Source organism: Rhodococcus sp. P4_F3_2, from assembly GCF_056401335.1.
The window spans coordinates 89888-106670 of record NZ_JBFUJN010000013.1; the positions used below are offsets into that span (position 1 = coordinate 89888).

Here is a 16783-nt window from a genome sequence, read left to right on the forward strand (position 1 = left end):
CCTCCGAAGTGTTTGTGGTTCAGGAAAAGTGTTGAGCCGAAGTCGCAGCGAAAAGTGATGAGCCAGAGTTCACAGCACTGTGATGACGCCGATCATGTACGGGTGGACGGAGCACGAATACTCGTAGACGCCGACGCTCTCGAACGTGTGCCGGAATGTTCCGTCTCCGGTGATACCGCTGTCGAACAGGCCGGGTGATTCCACGTGATGCGGGAGTCCACCGTCGTCGAAGCGCCACTCGACGGTGCCGCCGTGTTCCACGGTGACATCCATCGGGCTGAACTGAACATTGCTGATCTCGACCACCACGTCGGGGACGGGATCTTCTGTGCCGCAAGCTGGGACACACGTCGCCGCGACAGCGAGGCCGAAGCCGGCGATCCACCTCCTCACTATTGAACGATCACGGTGCCCACCATCATCGGGTGGGGCGTGCAGTGGTAGGTGAAGGTGCCGGCGTCGTCGAACGTGTACGAGAAGGTTCCCTCGGTGAGCAACTCGCTCTTCAGCTTCCCGTCGAGATCACCGTTGCCGACCACGTCGTGGGGGAGTCCGCTGTCGTCGAACTTCCATTCGACGGTCTGTCCCTTCTCGATGGTGACCGATGCCGGTGTGTACGCCATGTTCTTCACCTCGATCACGACTGCAGGTTCGTCCGACGACGCACCGGCATCACTACTGCAGGCGGTGAGGCTCAGGGCAGCGCACGCGGCCAGGAAAGCGGGAACGAGTTTCTTCATGAGGTGTTCTCTCCATTCTTCGACTTGTCAGCGGACGTAACGCAGATTTGCCGTCATGCCGGCCTCGAAGTGGTAGGCGTTGTGGCAGTGGAACATCCACTCGCCGGGATTGTCGGCGTCGAACTCGATGGCAAGCTCGGTGCCGGGTAGGACGTTGACGGTGTCGCGGCGAAGTCCGCCGTAATCCGGTACCGCAAACGTGTGGCCGTGGGTGTGCATGGGGTGCCACATCGTGGACGTGTTCTTCATCGTGATCCGGACCCGTTCGCCCTGTTTCATGACGAGCTTGCCCGCATCGGCTCCCGCCATTCCCCAGACGTACCGATCGCCGGCCTGGATCAATTCGATGTGGTAGTCGCGATCAGGCGACTTCGTCTCGAGCCGTGCGGATTCCGTGGGCCGGAGTTCGCTTTCGATGACCAGTCGGCCGGCCAGTTCCGAGAGGTCTCCGCCCACATCCGGATTCGCCAGCGCCAACGCGTCGGTGCTGCGTAGGACGGTCGACGCATATCCATCTCGGCCCTCGACCTTCGCCACCACCGGCCATGTTCCCGACTTCACCGTCACCAGTACGTCGTAGCGTTGGGCCATTCCGACGATGATGGTGTCGGCGGGAGTTGGTTCCACGTCGTAGCCATCGGTAGCGACGATTGTCATCTCGTGACCGGCCACAGCAAACCGGTACGGAGTTTCGGCCGCTGCGTTGATGATTCTCAGTCGCAGGGTCGAACCGGGCGCTGCAGTGACGACAGCAGGATCGTTGGGTGGCCGCCCGTTGATCAAGTGCAGTGGATACGCGATGTGTTGAGTCATCCCGCCGAGTGGTTCGGAAGAACCGTGTCCACCGCTCACCAACTGTTGCGCGACGGACATGTCGGCTTCCGAGTGTTCCGCCGGAGTCGTTGCCCCACCGCCGTGTCCGCCGTGCCCGCCCGAAATTGCCGGGTTCAGGGCCATCAGGACGGAATCCGGTGTGGTACCCAATCCGTCGAGCCAGTCGTCGAGCACCAGAACGGCATCGGCGTCGGCCCCGGTGATGTCGTTCGGGTCCTCGACGATCATGGCGCCGAAGAGCCCCCGATCGGCTTGTAATCCGCTGTGCGAGTGGTACCAGTACGTTCCCGGATCCGGTGCGATGAAGTTGTACTCGAAACTCGAACCGGCGCCGATGGGTGCCTGCGTGGTGGGTGCCGCGCCGTCCATGTCGTTGCGGATTCGAATTCCGTGCCAGTGCAGTGTTGTTTCGGCGTCGAGGCCGTTCTGGACGCTGACGTTCACCCGGTCACCGGACTTCAGCCGAAGTTCCGGAGCCACCGCAGCGCCTCCGTACGTCCACGTGTCCACGAGGCGTCCGCCAAGATCTACCGTCGAGAATCCGGCGGCAAGGGCAAACGCAGCGGTGGTCCCGTTCCAGGCTCGCGCCGATTCTGCGGCGGCAACTTCGGGGTCGGTGGGCAGGATGTAGTCGAGATCGGTCGTGGGCGTCGGAGATGCTGCAGTGGAACTGCATCCGGCAATCGTCCCCATTGCGCCGAGCCCGAGTGCTCCGGCGCCGAGTGCTCCCAAACTCAGGAAGCGGCGCCGGCCCATCACCACACCGGATCCGGGACGACTCATCGGAGTACTTCTGGTGTGATCAACCCGCTGACATCACCGACGTTGCCCGAGACATCGACGGAACTGACCTGCTCGCCGGTGCTCGCGTTGTAACCCACGATCTTCTGCGGAGCGGAGCCTTCGACCTCAGGTCCCGAACCGAGCACGTAGAACGTGGCGCCGTCGACGGAAAAGGTCATGCTCTTGATGTCTGTCAAGCCGAGGTCTGCCAGCGTCAAGCTCTTCACCGGGGCGAAGGTCGTTGCGTCGGACAAGTCGATCTTGACCAGTGAGCCTCCCCGAGCAGAGTCCGGATGAATAGCCGTGTCCGTGTACGCGATTGCGAGCCGGGTTGCGTCGGCATTGATGACGTTCTCCGAGAATCGACCGGAGTCCTGCCCGGCGTTTCCGATCGGCTTGACACCTTCCTGAGGCAGTCCGTTGGAGAAGTCGAAGACGTACACATCGCCGTTCTCACTGACCAGCAAGGCTTTATTCGCTTCCGATGCCCACGTGACCTTGCGGGTGGAGACAAAATCCTCGGGTAGGACCTTGCTTCGGGCGGTTTCCTTCGGAACACCGTCGTCACCGATCGTGACGTGCAGCAGTTCCCGGGTGTCCTCGCAGACGCTGTACAGCTCGTGATCGACCATCCACGTGAACGGACCGCAGCCGACTATCTGGAGTGCACCGGTCGCTTCCTTCTTCTCGAGGTCGACCACTCTGATGCCGTACAAACCGTCGTCCCACGTGACGAAGAACTTGCCGTCGGACGTCACGGCGTTCGAGCCGGCACGGGAATGTACGCGTGCGACGTCCGGAAGCCTGACCTCGGCTGGTTCCAGCAGGTTTCCGGAGTAGGTGCTGACCGTGAAATCTGCTGCGCCGCGGGAACCTCGGGGGCGCCACACCTCGGCAGCGAGCACCGCAGGATCCTCGGCGGAATCCCCGACGAATCCGTGAATGACCGGATCCCAGATACCCGGGCCGACGGTGATCCGGCTCTCGGCTACACCGGTTTTCGGATCGATGACGTTGACGCTGAGCTCGAGCTGGCCGAATCCACCTTCGACGCCCAGCAAGCGGTCAGCTGCGATCGGGGTGATCGAACCGACGTGCAATGGCTCGGGAATGGTATCGCCGATTTCCTGGTCGTCGTGACCGAGGGAGATCCCCTCGCCCGGAGCAGTGAACGGAACTGTCGGATAGGTGACATCGCCTGCGCTGGAGGGTTCGTCGTTGTCGGACGAACTGCAACCGGCCAGCGCGAGTACGACTGTGAGTGGGATGACGGCAACGGCGGGGCGCGCCAGTTTTCGGGTTCGCGAACTGCTCATGATCCGGCACCGACCTTGGGGCGCTCGGCCGGTCGAGTCTGGCAGTCCTCACCGATGATGGGCGCCATCGTGCAGGTGTATGCCTGAGACTCGTCGGAGACACACCAGATGATTTCCTGGTCGTAGCTTCCGGAGACCGGGTTGTACATCACGGCCTGCATGTCCGGTTCGCCGCAGAATGCGTTGGAACACGAAGGTGCACCGCAGCAGTCGTAGTAGGCGATCAGATAGGTCTTGCCGGTATCAGGGTTGGTGCAGCATCCGACCCAGAACTCTGCGCCGGGCTTGCTGCCGGGGGCGCAGGTGGTGACACCGCCGCCGTTGCATGCGGCACAGGACGTTCCGTCCATGTTGCACCAGCGCCAGTACTCGCACTCGGCCGGATCTTTACCGTCGTAGACAGGGACAAGAGGTTCGGGGCCAGGTGCCGGCGCAGGAACCTCGGGCTCTTGGGCGAAGGCACTACGTGTCACAGGAAGTGTGCTGATCAGTGCCACTCCTGACACACCCATGGTCCACTTGCCGATCCGGCTGATCATGGACCGCCGCGAAACGCGTTCGGAGAGTTTGCGTCCGGTTCGACTGGTGAGCGAACCGCCCTGGCCCGCCATCCATTCGGCCTGGGCCTGAACTGTCGCCTCGTCGACGGGATATCGGTTCTCCGTCATGTTGTGCTGCGGGAATTCATTGTCGTCCAACGATTTTCTCCTGATTCGTGAAGAGGATCGAACTGTGCAGGAAGATCAGGCCGCGCTGCCGGATTTCGCCTGGGCATGAAGGTGCTGGAGTGAGGGGGTGCCGGATTCGAGCGCATTGAGCAGGCTTTCCACCTGAGCCATGTGATTGCACAGGCCCTTTCCTCGGATCTTGCCGTGCTCGTCGAGAATCACGCCGTACGGAGTGGTGCCCACCTGGTACGCGATACCGACGTCTCGAGCGTCGATGTAACTGAGCTCGGAACCGATCCCGCTGCCGGCCAGGAACTCGCGATGCTCTTCGGGTGTTCCGTCGGAGATGATGATCACGTCGAGATCCGATTCAGCTCGGGCCATTGCCCTTACGCCGGGAAGAAGACTCTTGCACGTCGAGCAACTCGGAGCGGTGAACAGCAGGAGTTGCGGCTTGTCGCGGTGACCACCGACTCCGACGATCCGTCCTTCCTGATCGATGAGACCGGCAAACGACGGGCCCGCCTGTTCGACCTTGGGGCCGGTATCCATCATGCGGGCACCGAGAGGTCCGAGACGTACTTGTACGCGGCCGATTTCACGAGCCAGAGCAAGAACCATCAAGAACAGTACGGCTACGGCGATCACCAGGATCACTGTCGCGACAAGGAGGAAAGTGGTCATCGTGGTAGTCCTGCCTTCGAGTTTTCAGTGGTGGGGATGTGAGTCACGAGCCGTACCGGGACGCGGTTTCGGCGGTTCGTAGGCGGATGGAGGCGCTCGACAGGTAGTCGTCGACCGGGCGTCGTCCGAGGTGGACCACCGAACGAATCTGTGCGAGAGCAACTCCAGCCAGAACGAGGAGGAATCCGAAGGTCGCCGCCACGACCTGGACGCCGATCTCAGCCTGTCCGGCGGTGACCGACAGCGCCACAGCGATCACCGCGAGTGTTCCGGCGCGAACGGCGTGGAACCATCCGATACGCGGAATCTCGCCGACTCCGAATGCAAAACATCCGCAGTCCAGATCGCGTCGCCCACGCAGGAGGTTGATCGTGAGGCCCGTGAAGAACGACGCGAACATGACGGCAGCAACCAAGGCGGCGAGGCGATGGGCCACGCCGAGAACCAGAAGGATGCCTACGACGGTTTCCGTGACGGGAAGGATGCGAGCGATCGGTACTTCGAGTCGCACCGGCAACACTTTGTATCCGCGCACCGAACGAAGGACCCCGTCGTGGTCGTTCAGCTTGGGAATGCCGGCGAGCAGGAGAACAAATCCGATGATCGCCGAAGTGGTGGCGCTGACCAAGTCCATGCTTCCTCCGTTCCTCTCGGGTAGTGCCGGTGGTGTGTGGGACACATCCTGTACGGGCGATGCTGCGAACCCGCGTCGACCGCGCTACGCCTGGACGAGGTGCAACTGAGAGAGCAGTTGTCGTGTGAGAATCGGAGAACTCGCAGGTCAAGGTGCTCCCGGAGGGGACGGATACCGTCGGCCGCCCTTGATCCGGCATGACGCTGGGTGGGAAACAGAGTCGGATTCTCACTTGAAAGTTCTGTGCGCGCCATCGTGGAAACTGCGCGGAAACATAAGCGGACTAACTTGACCGAATTCTGACAATTCGCTCGTAGGTTCGGGCCTGGACGCGACGGACGGTGACACATGGCCGTGAGTGCGGCACTGCGTGCAGCGATCACGCGAGCGCAGAATGCGGATCAACACAGTGAGCCCGTGTTCTCCCCGCTCCGTGGTCTCGGACGAGGACGTTTGACCCCGATCGACCTGTTGGGGCAATCACTCTCCACGATCGCTCCGGCAACGGGAATGGTGTTCATCGCCCTGTGGATGATCACCTACAGTCCCGGCTACGTCGGGTTGGCTGCTATTGCTGCGACAACTTCGGCGGTGTTTCTCGTTGCGTTCTGCATCACTCAATTCACGCGGAGACTGGCCGCAGCAGGATCGTTGTACAGCTTCGTCTTCCAAGGCTCCGGTATCCGGGCGACACTGACGGCGGGAGCCGCACTGGTACTCGGGTATCTCGGAATCTCGGTTTCGGTTTTCTCACAGGCAGTTCCGAGTCTGCTCGATACCATCGCCATTGTCGGCCCCGACGTGCGAGGAACTGCCGCGACGGTGATCACGACGGTGGCGATTGCCCTGGCCGTAGCGTGGATTGCAGTGCGCGGCGTCCGGTTCGCCACCCGAGCGATCCTGGTCGTCGAAGCGTGCTCGTTGATTCTCATCGTCGTGGTCATGCTGGCGACGCACAGTGACACGACAACTGCTGTTGCCCTGCCGAATCCGTCGCTGAGTGCAGTTCCGTTTCTCGCGATGCTGACGGTGCTCAGCATGGCGGGCTTCGAAAGTTCGGCCTTCTTCGGTCCGGAAGCGAAGCGACCACTCATCAGCGTCACACGCACGGTTCTCATTTCGCCGATCATCTGCGGGGTCCTCTTCGTTTTTGCGGCCTGGGCGGCGATGACCGGCCACGGCGCGACGATCGTCGGAGCGTACTTCGAGGGAACGGCATCCGGGGCCAGCGCGGAGGTGGTTCTGGCAGTCAAGATCGGAATGACGTGTTCCTGGTTCGCATCCACTCTCGGTTGTGCGCAGGCGGGTTCGCGGTTGTTGTATTCGATGGGGATCGAACGGGTACTGCCTGCGCCGCTCGCTCGCGTGCACAGACGGTTCCGCACCCCGTACGTTGCGGTACTTGCGTTCGTCGCGGTAAGTGCGGCAGGCGTATTCATCTATTCGGATACGGTTCGCGACGATTCGGGATCCTTCGACGGCGTGGTGGAGACCGCGTTGGTCTGCGCTTACACGCTGGTGGCCTTTGCTTCGTGGAAGTTCTTGCGCCGAATCGGGGAACATACGTCGCTGACCCGGATATGCACCCTGTCCGTGAGTACCGCCGGTGCTGGTCTACTGGTCTACATCGTTCTCGATGGTGCGGTTCACGGGATGTGGGCACTGCCGATCGCTGCTCTTGCTGTTGCGGTGTCGGGGACAGTGTGGAGTTCATTGCTTCGAAGAGCCAGACCGGAAAGCCTTCTGATGGTCGGCGCTTTCGACAGCGTCGAGACGGCGGACCTGTTGCCCGGTGCTGGCACTCTGCTGATCGACGGTGACGGGCGAAGGCGACTCGTTCCGGATCGTGGGACCGCCGAGGGTGACTCGCCGGAGCATGGGCGGTGACCGCGGACCGTGCAACCGCTGGTCCACGATCAGGCAAACAGATCGGCGACGAGACCCACTTCAGTGGACAACAACCGCGTGCGGTTCAGAAGGCGCTGGGGATGCTCGAGGCGGTGGCTCATCTGGGACCGGGAACAACCGCGAAGGAGATCGCCACTTTTGCAGGAGTTCCATCGGCCACGGCGTACCGGATGCTGAATCTGCTGGTGGCGGAGGGCTTTCTCGTGCGGGTGCCGGACCTGTCAGGGTTCGCGTTGGGGCGTCGGACTGCCGAGCTCTCGCATGCGGCGTCGTCGAGTGGTCCGGCGCCGACGCTGCACGAGCGCGTCGAGGACATGCGGACACACACGAGGTTCGGATTGCACGTCGCGTCATTCGCCGGTGGGCGCTTGCGGTTCGTCGACAAGGATCCGGATCACGAGATCATCGGAATAGCGGCACTGGCCAAGAACCTTCACACGAATGCGCTGGGGAAGGTTCTGTTGGCGCACGACGAGCGGTTGCTTTCGGGTTTGGAACTTCGCCGGGTCACGGAGTTCACCCTCGATGATTTCGATGCGTTGTATGAGCAGCTGAGGTCTGTTCGCCTGCAGGGTTTTGCATTCGAGAACCAGGAATGCCGCCTGGGTCGATCCGCGGTAGCAGTACCGGTTCGAGATCACGCAGACCAGGTGGCCGGCGGGTTGTGTGTTCAAGGAGCGAGCGGGCGAGTGACGGATGAGGATCGAGAGTTGGTCGGTTTTCTACTCGATTGTGCGCGTCAGCTCACCGGATTGCTCTGACGTCACACGCGCAGGCTCAGTGGGAGCCCGGCGGTCATCAGGACCACGGACTCCGATTCACTGGCGATTCGGCTGTTCACCAGACCGAGTAGATCGCGGAACAGCCTCCCGGACTTCGTGTCCGGGACGACGCCACTTCCCACTTCGTTCGTGACGGCGACAATCGGAACCGGACAGGCGGTCCAGGCGTCGGCCAACCGGTCGATATCTGCGTGGACGGCGCTGAGATCTTCTGTCGCCCACGCCTGATGTCGGTCCAGACGTGCGGTCAACCACGTGCCTAGGCAATCGAGCAGGATCGGTGTTGTTGCGGCCGCGAAAATCTCGGTCACGTCGGAGGTCTCTACCGTCGTCCACGTCGACGGCCTCCGCGCGCGATGCGACGCAATTCGTTCGATCCAGTCGGGATCGTCGTCCTGCGGATCCCCCGTGGCGATGTACGTGACGTTCCGGTAGCCGGCAAGCAGGCCCTCCGCGTAAGTGGACTTGCCCGAGCGGGCGCCACCGGTGACCAGAGTTCGATGGCCCTGTCCTACCCCGATCTCGAGCACAGCTCCATCCGAAACCGCTCGCGCCCCGGACACGCGAAGTGCTTCCGAGAGTTCGTTTTCGACTGGGTTGTGGTGCCCGAGGTGTACGGCGACCACATCGGTTCGATCGGTGATCGCGGTGCAATTGCGTAGTCGCGACACCGTCTCCGCGAAACTCGGCAGATCATGGTGCCCGGTGCCGTGGTCAGTTTTGTAGCCGAAGGTCTCTTCGAGAAAGACGGCGTCGAAACGGGCGTCGGCAAGTGCGTCGACAGTGGATTCGGGCAGAGGCCCGGTGTCGGTGGCCCAGAAGATTCGGGTTCCGGATGCGTCGGTGATGTCGTAGAGAAGGGTGGGTACTTCGTGCGCGGCTTCGAGTGCGCGAACACGATAGGTGCCCAACATGATCGACTGGCCGGTCTCGAGCGGTGTGAAGGTCACCGGGTCATCCGGGCCCACCCAGTCTCGGCAGAGAGCGAGCGCGTCGGGTGGTCCGAGAACCTGTAGTGGTTCGGTGCGCGAGGCCCAGGACCGGAACAGCAATGCCATCGGGCCGAGGTGATCGGGATGAGAATGCGTCAGCAGGATGTGTTCGACGTGTGCCAGCGTACAACCGAATCGCGACGCGGCACGCGGTATTTCGGGTCCACAGTCCAACAGGATTCTGTTGTCCACCAGGGCAGCAGTGTGCCCGCGAATGGTTTCACTCGACAGGGCGGCCAGGCAGGAAGGGCAAGTGCAGAACGGGTTCGGCCAACCGTCGGCAGCGCCGGTGCCGAGCATCACCAATTCCATCAGCGGGTGCCTTCCTGCCGAATCGGAACAACTATGGGACCGCTGGGCCGGTCCAGGATTTCGACCCGGGCGCCGTACACGCGGCCGAGGAGGTCTGCCTCCAGCACCGCTGAGGGTGTGCCGTCGGCAACCACGCTGCCCTTGTCCAGCAGCACGATTCGTCGACCGTACTGACCCGCGAGAGTGAGGTCGTGCATCGCGGCGATGACCGTGATGTTGTCGGCTTCACGCAGTTCCTCCACCAAGTCGAGAACCTGCTGCTGGTGACCGATGTCGAGGGCGCTGGTGGGTTCGTCCAAGAGCAGTACCTGCGGTTCTTGGGCCAGTGCCCGAGCCAGGACCACGCGTTGCAATTCGCCACCGGAAAGTTCGGTGGCTCGTCGATCTGCGAACTCGGTGAGGTCGAGCCTCTCGATCACCGAAGAGATCACCGAACGGTCAGTGGCGGTTTCGGTTCCGAAGCGTCGTAGATAGGGAGTGCGGCCGAGCGCAACCAGTTCCTTAACCGTTGAGCCCTCGGGTACTACCGGACGCTGAGGCATCAACGCGACGACGGCGGACATCGCCTTGCRGCTGGAATTGCGAGGACTCAGTCCCCCGACCGAGAGCTCACCGGTAGACGGAATCAATCCAGCGAGGGCATGCATCAAGGTTGTCTTGCCGGCGCCGTTCGGCCCGACCACGGCAACCCAATCGCCGGGTGTCACATCGAGATCGATGCCGTCGACGACGTCCTTGCCGCCGAGGTTGACTCGGAGGTCGCAGCATCGCACTGCGCTGTCGGTCATGCCGAGACCCGGCTGCGGCGCAGAACCAGAAGGAAGAACGGAGCGCCGATCATCGCGGTTACAACCCCGATGGGGAGTTCGGCCGGTGCCATGACCGTGCGGGCGGCAACGTCGGTGAGGACGAGAAACGCCGCTCCGAGCATGAGTGACAGGGGGAGAAGCAGTCGATGCGACGGGCCGACGACCAGTCGAACCGCATGGGGAACAACGATTCCGACAAAGCCGATGAGTCCACTTGCACTCACGACCGCCGCCGTTCCCAGAGTTGCGGCGAGCACCAGTACCAGGCGTGATCTGGCCGGGTCGACGCCGAGGCTGGCGGCTTCGACGTCACCTACGGCCATCACGTCGAGTACGCGTCGGTGTACCAGGATGACGGCAGATGCCAGCGCAACGTACGGCAGGACAACCAGAACTTCCGACCAACCTTCGGTGGACAATCCGCCGAGCAGCCAGGAATAGACCTCGCGAAGTGAATCGTCGAACCGCTGCTGGACAAAAGTCTGCGCTGCATTCGTGAACGCCGCGACTGCGACACCGGCGAGGATGATGACTACCGCGTTCTGCGGCCCGCCAATGCTGCGGCCGAGCGAATAAGTTGCGAACACGGCCAGCACACCACCGACGAAGGCGGCCATGGGAATTCCGAACATGCCCAGCGCTCCACCCGAAACGATGGCGAGGGTTGCGCCCAGTCCGGCTCCGCTGGAAACTCCGAGGAGATACGGATCTGCCAAGGGATTTCGGAACACGCCCTGGTAGGCGGCACCGGCAACGGCCAACATTGCTCCGACCAACGCGCCCAGGACTACTCGCGGAAGCCGGATCTGCCAGAGAATCGCCTGCTGTGTCGCGGTGAGACCGGAATCGAGGTTGATGCCGGGTATTCCGTCCAGAAGTTCGAGAATGGTCCGATCAGGCGTCAAACCGGCCGGCCCCACCAGGACACCGATCAGCAAGGCAGCGCACAGAATCAGCGCAGCGCCGAGCAGAACGGCCGTCCGATGATGGGAGATACCGGCTTTGATCATCGAGTGCTCAGGCCGCGGGAACTTGGGCAACGATGGCCGCGACGGCCTTCACCTGATCGGCGACACGAGGTCCCCAGCGGCTGGAGAGGTCTTCGTCGAGCACATGGATCTGGTTGCCGGTAACCGCTTTCATGCCGCTCCACCCGGGCCTAGCGGCGACGGATTCTGCTGTCACTCCACAGCATTGGGAGTCTGCGAGAAAGATGAGATCGGGATTGGCCTGCACCACGAATTCGGCGGACAGCTGCGGATAGTCGCCCTGCCCCGCGGCGTCGGCGATGCTCTTCATTCCGAACAGCGAGTAGATCTGCCCGACGAAGCTCGAACTCGTGACGGTGTAGAGCGAGGAGTCGAGTTCGTGGAAGTACGTCAGCGGTTGTTGGCGCGCAGGAACACTGGCGACAGCGGCGTCGATGTCCGAGCGCATGGTGTCGACAACTTCGGTGCCCTTGTCCTCGTGGCCGGTGGCCTTCGCGACGCGCTCGATCTGGGCGTAGACGTCGTCGATGCTTGTGGCTGCCGGTAGCAGGAGTGTCGGCACCTTCGCCTTTTGCAGTCCGGAGACAAGATCGTTCATGTCATCCGATGCGATCACCAGATCCGGTGCGTAGCCGAGGATGGCTTCGACGTTCGGTTGAAAGCCCGAGAGATCGGTGACCGGGATACCGGCCGGGTAGTCGGACTGATTGTCGACGGCCTTCACCTGATCGCCCGCGCCGACGGCCCACAGGGTCTCGGTGGCGCTGGGACTGAGTGACACGATCGACTGCGGACGTGACTCGATGGTGATGTCCGTGCCGGAATCCGTGGGACCGGAAACAACAGTCACCGGGAACGAGCCGTCCGAGGCGGCTGTGGTTGCGGGTGCATCGGACGTCGAGCTACTGCAGGCACCGGCAAGCAGTGCGGTGCTCACCGTCAGTGCTGCAAGTACAGATCTGAATCTACGTGTCGGCCGAGTACTCACAGCCACCCCTCCGCTAGTGGTGAAGGGTCGCGAGCAGCGCGGCCGCGAGGCGAAGCGCCACGAGCGGTCCTTCGTCCGAGAACCATCGTGTCGCCACGAGGCCGGTGACCTGACTCGTTCGCCTCGAGTAGTGACGGGCGAATTCACAGTTGCGTCGACAGTGCCGGGGTTTCACCGAACTTCACACGAGCAGCGTGGCACCCCGGTGAACCGGGGCATCTGCACTTTACAGGGGTCGTCTGGCTTGACCCGGGAGGTCAAGGCAGGGTAAATATCTATTCCACTAATGAACTAGTGAAAGGGTTCGGATGATCGACTTCCGTATCGACCGCCGATCCGGCATTCCCACTTACGTGCAATTGGTCCTTCAGGTGAAGCAGGCGCTCAGGCTCGGTGATCTCCAAGTCGGGGATCGGCTGCCCACAGCCAAGGACGTCGTGGGAGCGCTCGCGATCAACCCGAACACAGTCCTGAAGGCCTACAAGGAACTCGAGCGCGACGGACTTGTCGCCCCGAGGCCCGGATTGGGCACGTTCGTCGTGAAGTCCCTGGCCAAGCCCGGTATGGCGGAAAGCTCTGCGCTACGTCGTGAGTTGGCGCGTTGGGTTGCAGATGCCGTGGCCGCCGGACTCGAGCGCACGGACATCGAAGCATTGGTGAGTTTGGAGCTCGAGAAGACGTTCATCGAATCGGATCCGTCCGGAAAGCAGGGGGAGACATCATGACTGAGCAAGAATCGGCACTGACGATGCAGGACGTGGACAAGCGCTTCGGCAAGAAGAAGGTGCTCGACGCCTGCACTTTCGAGGTCGCAACGGGAAGCATCACTGCCCTGGTCGGGGTGAACGGAGCGGGCAAGTCCACACTGATGTCCTTGGCTGTCGGGTTGACGATGCCTGACCACGGTTCGATCTCCGTCCTGGGCAGCACGCCGGATCAGGACGGCATCTGCCCAGGCCTGTCGTACCTCGCTCAGCACAAGCCGCTGTATCCCAAATTCACTGTTGCAGAACTTCTTCGATTCGGTGCGTATACCAACGACAAGTGGGATGCGAAGTACGCTCTGGATCTGGTGGAGCGCGCTGGGATTGCTCTCGATGCAAAGGCGAAGACTCTGTCACCAGGTCAACGAACCAGGGTTGCACTGGCTTTGGCGCTCGGACGCAGACCGCAGCTGCTTCTACTCGACGAGCCTCTGGCAGATCTCGATCCGGTTGCACGGCGGTCTGTGGCGACCACTCTGCTCGAGGACGTTGCCGAGTACGGCACCACGGTTCTGTTGTCTTCACACATCGTTTCCGAATTGGCAGACATCTCGGATCGACTTCTTCTGCTGGGCGGCGGAAACGCGAGATTGTCTGGTCCGTTGGATGAATTGATCGCTGCCCATTACGTATTGATCGGGGACGGCGATCCCTCGGACGTGGTCGGCGCCGGTGCGGTCATTCATACCGACAAGGGGATGCGGTCGAATTCTCATGTGGTGGAGGGAGTCCGTCCGAGCCCTCGGGCCGGCTGGGTGATCGACGACGCAACTCTCGACGACGTGGTGCTCGGGCACCTGAGCGCAGAAACGATGGTGGCGGCATGATCTGGGTTACGTGGCGGCACCACCGGACATCGCTCATTGTGTCATTGGGATTCATCGCAGCTTTGGCTATAGCAGCGATAGTCGGCGGGATCGGAACTCGAAGTAGCTTGGGGGCAGAGGGCCGAGGAACGTACTTCGGGTGTGTCGGGGTCGGATGGGACTGTTGGGCGGATACCGCCGTTACCGGTGTGAACACGATCGCCGCTGCCCTGCCGGTACTACTCGGGGCGTTGGTGGGTGCGACCGTCTTCTCCCGTGACATCGACCAGCAAACGCATGTTCTCGGTCTGACGCAGTCGGTCAGTCGAGCGCGGTGGTTCTGGWTGYGAGTTCTTGTTGTCTTTCTTCCGCTGACTGTCGCAGCCGCGATCCTCGGTTTCATTCTCRAGGCCGCTCGGGTCGGGTTCGAGAGTTGGAGCTATGTGGTCAACGTCGGACCCGTTCAGTCGTACGGAATGAGTTCGATGATCTTCCCCCTGTTCAATTCCAGCGGATTAGTCTTGGGTGCATACACTTTCATGGCTCTGGTCGCCGGTACTGCGGTATCGCTGCTGGCGAGATCACCCATCGCTGCGGTGGCCGTCACCTTGGTCGCCGTCGCAGCCTTGATGGTGGGATTTCAGAATCTGGCCCGCCCGCATTACGCCGAACCGACTGTGCTGACACAAGGTATCGACCATGACACTTTCTACGCGACGTACGTTATGGATTCCTCGATGGCGTGGATCGTGCGGAGCGGATACACCGATGCCAACGGCAAGCCGGTCGAGATCGACTATCAGGCGTGCACTACCGATGCAGCCGGTAGTGAACATGATCAGCGATCCGACGAGAGCGACGTGGATTTCTATGTTCGCCAGAAAGCCTTCTTGGCCCAACTCGACGCCGAATATCGTGCGTGTGTGCTCGCGCAGGGAGTGGACCACTACGAAACGTGGTACCACTCGGTCGACCAGGTCAGACGATTCCAATTCACGGAAGCTGCACTCGTCCTGATCCTTTCGGGCTTGTTCCTCCTGCCGGCGCTCTGGGGCCTACGACGCCTCAAGCCGTGACTCAGCGGGCGACCGGCGCGACCGTCAGCTGGTTGATGTTCGCGCCGGTCATCGAGCAACCCTTGGTGGGGTAGGCAAGGAAGACCGAGTCGTAGCTGTTGGGCGGGTAAACCCTCAGTCCCGCAACGTCAGTCACGCCGCACTGATCTGCCGGGTAGTTCTCGACGTTCGTAGCTCGCACCAAAGACGTTGCGGCAGAGCCAGGGGCAAGGGATACGAGTGAACCGGATCCGGAGCGGCCGGCTGCAGCACCCACTTCGCTTCCGGACGCTCCCGTGACATAGGAGACGCCGGGGAAACCGTCGAGCGTGCACGTGCGGCCGCCCGTGTTGGTGAAGACCACCGGAAGCTCCACCGAACCGGCGGCGCCACTCGACTCGCCGAGGGTGACGTTCAGTTCCCCGATCGCACAGCCTTCGGGATTGGGGGCCGTCGAGGTTGTGGTTTGGGTGTGGTCGGTATGGGTCGTCGAAGGTGCGGCAGTACCGGTCTGGGTCGTCGGCGCAGAGGCGCTCGTGGTTGAGGCGGGTGCCGGTGAACTCTCGGCCGTTCCCGTTTCGTCCGAGCCGCAACCGCTGAGAAGGGCGAGAGCAGCAAGTGGAGCCGCCAACAAGCCGACGTTGCGCATGCGGTTGGGATTCATCGCTCTGTACTCCTCAAGCTGGTCGACAACTGGCTCCGGAACATCCGTGTCCGGTATATCCGAATCCGAGCCCGGATGTGCAGAAACGAATCAGGCTCGCCGGTGATCAGGACCTACTTCCCGGATGGATTGCCGCTGCGGATCTAGCATGAGAAATGACCTGTCCGGATCGCGACCACCGGGAGTAGCGCATGTTCACCTTCACCAGCGACGACGGAGTGGTCATTCATGTCCACGAATGGCCCACCGAGCAGGAACCTCGAGGGGTTGTTCAACTCGCGCACGGTATGGGTGAGCACGCAAAACGCTACGCACACGTCGCCGAAGCCCTGAATGCTCGCGGTTTCCACGTCTATGCGGCGGACCACCGCGGCCACGGTGAGAGCATGCACGCCGGCCCAGGCAACATCGGCGACGACGGCTGGAACCGCTTGGTGGCAGACATGGTGACCCTCACGGGCATCATCCGCGACAAACACCCCGGCCTGCCCGTCGTACTGCTCAGCCACAGTCTCGGTTCGTTCGCTTCGCAGCAGTACATCCTCGATCATTCGCACCTGATCGACGCCGTCGCACTGTCGGGGACTACCGCGGTCGATCAACTGATCGAGAGCCTCGTCAACGACGGCCCGGACGTCCTCGCCCAGTTCAATGCGGAATTCGAACCGGCCCGTACTCCGCACGACTGGCTCAGCCGTGACGAAGCGCAGGTGGATTTGTACATCAACGATCCGCTGTGCGGTTTCAGCCTGGACGACGCAGGCATGGGCGGACTTATCGCAGCGGGACCGAGGTTCGTCGACGTCGAGGGTGTGCGACAAGACCTTCCGATCCTGGTCTTCGTCGGCACCTCGGATCCTCTCAACGCCGCGCTGAGCCGTACCGACGTCGCAGTCGAACGGTACAACTCGGCGGGGATCGAAGACGTCACCTATTACACCTATCCGGGCGCCAGGCACGAGATCTTCAACGAGACCAACCGCGACGACGTCATCAATGATCTGACGACGTGGATGGACCGCGTACTCGAAGCGTGACCGCCTCACCGGAAGGGG

The 16783-nt window shown here is 62.1% G+C and carries 18 protein-coding genes; 6 read left to right on the top strand and 12 right to left on the bottom strand.

Annotated elements, in window-relative coordinates:
- Positions 1-69: 69 nt before the first annotated feature.
- The 7 genes from AC1DWA_RS16210 to AC1DWA_RS16240 form a co-directional block, all read right to left on the bottom strand.
- Complete coding sequence (locus AC1DWA_RS16210) at positions 70-393, bottom strand: cupredoxin domain-containing protein (protein WP_477846455.1); 324 nt, start codon at positions 391-393, stop codon at positions 70-72.
- Positions 393-740 (bottom strand): plastocyanin/azurin family copper-binding protein, encoded by a 348-nt coding sequence (locus AC1DWA_RS16215; protein ID WP_003940240.1) that lies wholly within the window; start codon positions 738-740, stop codon positions 393-395. The genes AC1DWA_RS16210 and AC1DWA_RS16215 overlap by 1 nt, the downstream gene beginning before the upstream one ends.
- Before the next feature lie 27 nt (positions 741-767).
- Positions 768-2357 carry a multicopper oxidase family protein gene (locus tag AC1DWA_RS16220; RefSeq protein WP_069145504.1) on the bottom strand — a complete coding sequence of 530 codons (1590 nt, stop codon included), beginning with the start codon at positions 2355-2357 and terminating at the stop codon, positions 768-770.
- The gene (locus AC1DWA_RS16225) at positions 2354-3673 is read right to left on the bottom strand and encodes a hypothetical protein (RefSeq protein WP_477846456.1); all 1320 of its coding nucleotides are present in this window, start codon (positions 3671-3673) and stop codon (positions 2354-2356) included. The genes AC1DWA_RS16220 and AC1DWA_RS16225 overlap by 4 nt, the downstream gene beginning before the upstream one ends.
- Positions 3670-4341 (bottom strand): methylamine dehydrogenase light chain, encoded by a 672-nt coding sequence (locus AC1DWA_RS16230; protein ID WP_029256402.1) that lies wholly within the window; start codon positions 4339-4341, stop codon positions 3670-3672. The genes AC1DWA_RS16225 and AC1DWA_RS16230 overlap by 4 nt, the downstream gene beginning before the upstream one ends.
- Positions 4342-4416: 75 nt before the next feature.
- A complete protein-coding gene (locus AC1DWA_RS16235) occupies positions 4417-5025 on the bottom strand; it encodes a redoxin domain-containing protein (RefSeq protein ID WP_021345728.1) in 609 nt (202 codons plus the stop codon).
- 43 nt (positions 5026-5068) lie between these two features.
- Positions 5069-5659 (bottom strand): MauE/DoxX family redox-associated membrane protein, encoded by a 591-nt coding sequence (locus tag AC1DWA_RS16240; RefSeq protein WP_031330762.1) that lies wholly within the window; start codon positions 5657-5659, stop codon positions 5069-5071.
- Positions 5660-6007: 348 nt separating this feature from the next.
- On the opposite strand from AC1DWA_RS16240, the gene AC1DWA_RS16245 reads away from it, so the two are divergent.
- Together AC1DWA_RS16245 and AC1DWA_RS16250 are read left to right on the top strand one after the other, a co-directional pair.
- A complete protein-coding gene (locus AC1DWA_RS16245; protein WP_020909340.1) occupies positions 6008-7546 on the top strand; it encodes an APC family permease in 1539 nt (512 codons plus the stop codon).
- Positions 7543-8328, top strand: coding sequence for an IclR family transcriptional regulator (locus AC1DWA_RS16250; protein ID WP_477846457.1), 786 nt, complete (start codon positions 7543-7545; stop codon positions 8326-8328). Before AC1DWA_RS16245 ends, AC1DWA_RS16250 begins: the two co-directional genes overlap by 4 nt.
- Before the next feature lie 2 nt (positions 8329-8330).
- Here AC1DWA_RS16250 and AC1DWA_RS16255 read toward each other — a convergent pair whose 3' ends face one another.
- The 4 genes from AC1DWA_RS16255 to AC1DWA_RS16270 are packed head-to-tail and all read right to left on the bottom strand — an operon-like array spanning position 8331 to position 12439.
- Positions 8331-9653: a bifunctional adenosylcobinamide kinase/adenosylcobinamide-phosphate guanylyltransferase gene (locus AC1DWA_RS16255; protein ID WP_477846458.1), complete on the bottom strand. Its 1323-nt coding sequence runs from the start codon at positions 9651-9653 to the stop codon at positions 8331-8333.
- Positions 9653-10441, bottom strand: a complete 789-nt coding sequence (locus AC1DWA_RS16260) for an ABC transporter ATP-binding protein (RefSeq protein WP_477916824.1) — start codon at positions 10439-10441, stop codon at positions 9653-9655. The genes AC1DWA_RS16255 and AC1DWA_RS16260 overlap by 1 nt, the downstream gene beginning before the upstream one ends.
- Positions 10438-11472 carry a FecCD family ABC transporter permease gene (locus AC1DWA_RS16265; RefSeq protein WP_477846460.1) on the bottom strand — a complete coding sequence of 345 codons (1035 nt, stop codon included), beginning with the start codon at positions 11470-11472 and terminating at the stop codon, positions 10438-10440. The genes AC1DWA_RS16260 and AC1DWA_RS16265 overlap by 4 nt, the downstream gene beginning before the upstream one ends.
- 7 nt (positions 11473-11479) lie before the next feature.
- Positions 11480-12439 (bottom strand): ABC transporter substrate-binding protein, encoded by a 960-nt coding sequence (locus AC1DWA_RS16270; RefSeq protein WP_020970983.1) that lies wholly within the window; start codon positions 12437-12439, stop codon positions 11480-11482.
- Positions 12440-12747: 308 nt separating this feature from the next.
- On the opposite strand from AC1DWA_RS16270, the gene AC1DWA_RS16275 reads away from it, so the two are divergent.
- Genes AC1DWA_RS16275 through AC1DWA_RS16285 form a run of 3 tightly spaced genes read left to right on the top strand, consistent with a single transcriptional unit; the run spans position 12748 to position 15085 of the window.
- Entirely contained in the window at positions 12748-13164 is a 417-nt protein-coding gene (locus tag AC1DWA_RS16275; RefSeq protein WP_007729675.1) for a GntR family transcriptional regulator, read from the top strand.
- The gene (locus tag AC1DWA_RS16280) at positions 13161-14030 is read left to right on the top strand and encodes an ABC transporter ATP-binding protein (RefSeq protein ID WP_477846461.1); all 870 of its coding nucleotides are present in this window, start codon (positions 13161-13163) and stop codon (positions 14028-14030) included. The genes AC1DWA_RS16275 and AC1DWA_RS16280 overlap by 4 nt, the downstream gene beginning before the upstream one ends.
- Positions 14027-15085 carry an ABC transporter permease gene (locus tag AC1DWA_RS16285; RefSeq protein WP_477916826.1) on the top strand — a complete coding sequence of 353 codons (1059 nt, stop codon included), beginning with the start codon at positions 14027-14029 and terminating at the stop codon, positions 15083-15085. The genes AC1DWA_RS16280 and AC1DWA_RS16285 overlap by 4 nt, the downstream gene beginning before the upstream one ends.
- Position 15086: 1 nt before the next feature.
- On the opposite strand, the gene AC1DWA_RS16290 is transcribed toward AC1DWA_RS16285, so the two are convergent.
- Positions 15087-15728 carry a DUF4232 domain-containing protein gene (locus tag AC1DWA_RS16290; protein WP_134998904.1) on the bottom strand — a complete coding sequence of 214 codons (642 nt, stop codon included), beginning with the start codon at positions 15726-15728 and terminating at the stop codon, positions 15087-15089.
- Between the two features lie 191 nt (positions 15729-15919).
- Between AC1DWA_RS16290 and AC1DWA_RS16295 the strand changes: the two genes are divergently transcribed.
- A complete protein-coding gene (locus AC1DWA_RS16295) occupies positions 15920-16765 on the top strand; it encodes an alpha/beta hydrolase (RefSeq protein ID WP_003939910.1) in 846 nt (281 codons plus the stop codon).
- Positions 16766-16783 lie beyond the last annotated feature (18 nt).

Bases quoted from the DNA above. Each gene is read 5' to 3' on its own strand.
- AC1DWA_RS16215 (WP_003940240.1), bottom strand. From the start codon at position 740: ATGAAGAAACTCGTTCCCGCTTTCCTGGCCGCGTGCGCTGCCCTGAGC.
- AC1DWA_RS16220 (WP_069145504.1), bottom strand. From the start codon at position 2,357: ATGAGTCGTCCCGGATCCGGTGTGGTGATGGGCCGGCGCCGCTTCCTG.
- AC1DWA_RS16225 (WP_477846456.1), bottom strand. From the start codon at position 3,673: ATGAGCAGTTCGCGAACCCGAAAACTGGCGCGCCCCGCCGTTGCCGTC.
- AC1DWA_RS16230 (WP_029256402.1), bottom strand. From the start codon at position 4,341: ATGACGGAGAACCGATATCCCGTCGACGAGGCGACAGTTCAGGCCCAG.
- AC1DWA_RS16235 (WP_021345728.1), bottom strand. From the start codon at position 5,025: ATGACCACTTTCCTCCTTGTCGCGACAGTGATCCTGGTGATCGCCGTA.
- AC1DWA_RS16240 (WP_031330762.1), bottom strand. From the start codon at position 5,659: ATGGACTTGGTCAGCGCCACCACTTCGGCGATCATCGGATTTGTTCTC.
- AC1DWA_RS16245 (WP_020909340.1), top strand. From the start codon at position 6,008: ATGGCCGTGAGTGCGGCACTGCGTGCAGCGATCACGCGAGCGCAGAAT.
- AC1DWA_RS16255 (WP_477846458.1), bottom strand. From the start codon at position 9,653: ATGGAATTGGTGATGCTCGGCACCGGCGCTGCCGACGGTTGGCCGAAC.
- AC1DWA_RS16265 (WP_477846460.1), bottom strand. From the start codon at position 11,472: ATGATCAAAGCCGGTATCTCCCATCATCGGACGGCCGTTCTGCTCGGC.
- AC1DWA_RS16275 (WP_007729675.1), top strand. From the start codon at position 12,748: ATGATCGACTTCCGTATCGACCGCCGATCCGGCATTCCCACTTACGTG.
- AC1DWA_RS16280 (WP_477846461.1), top strand. From the start codon at position 13,161: ATGACTGAGCAAGAATCGGCACTGACGATGCAGGACGTGGACAAGCGC.
- AC1DWA_RS16290 (WP_134998904.1), bottom strand. From the start codon at position 15,728: ATGAATCCCAACCGCATGCGCAACGTCGGCTTGTTGGCGGCTCCACTT.
- AC1DWA_RS16295 (WP_003939910.1), top strand. From the start codon at position 15,920: ATGTTCACCTTCACCAGCGACGACGGAGTGGTCATTCATGTCCACGAA.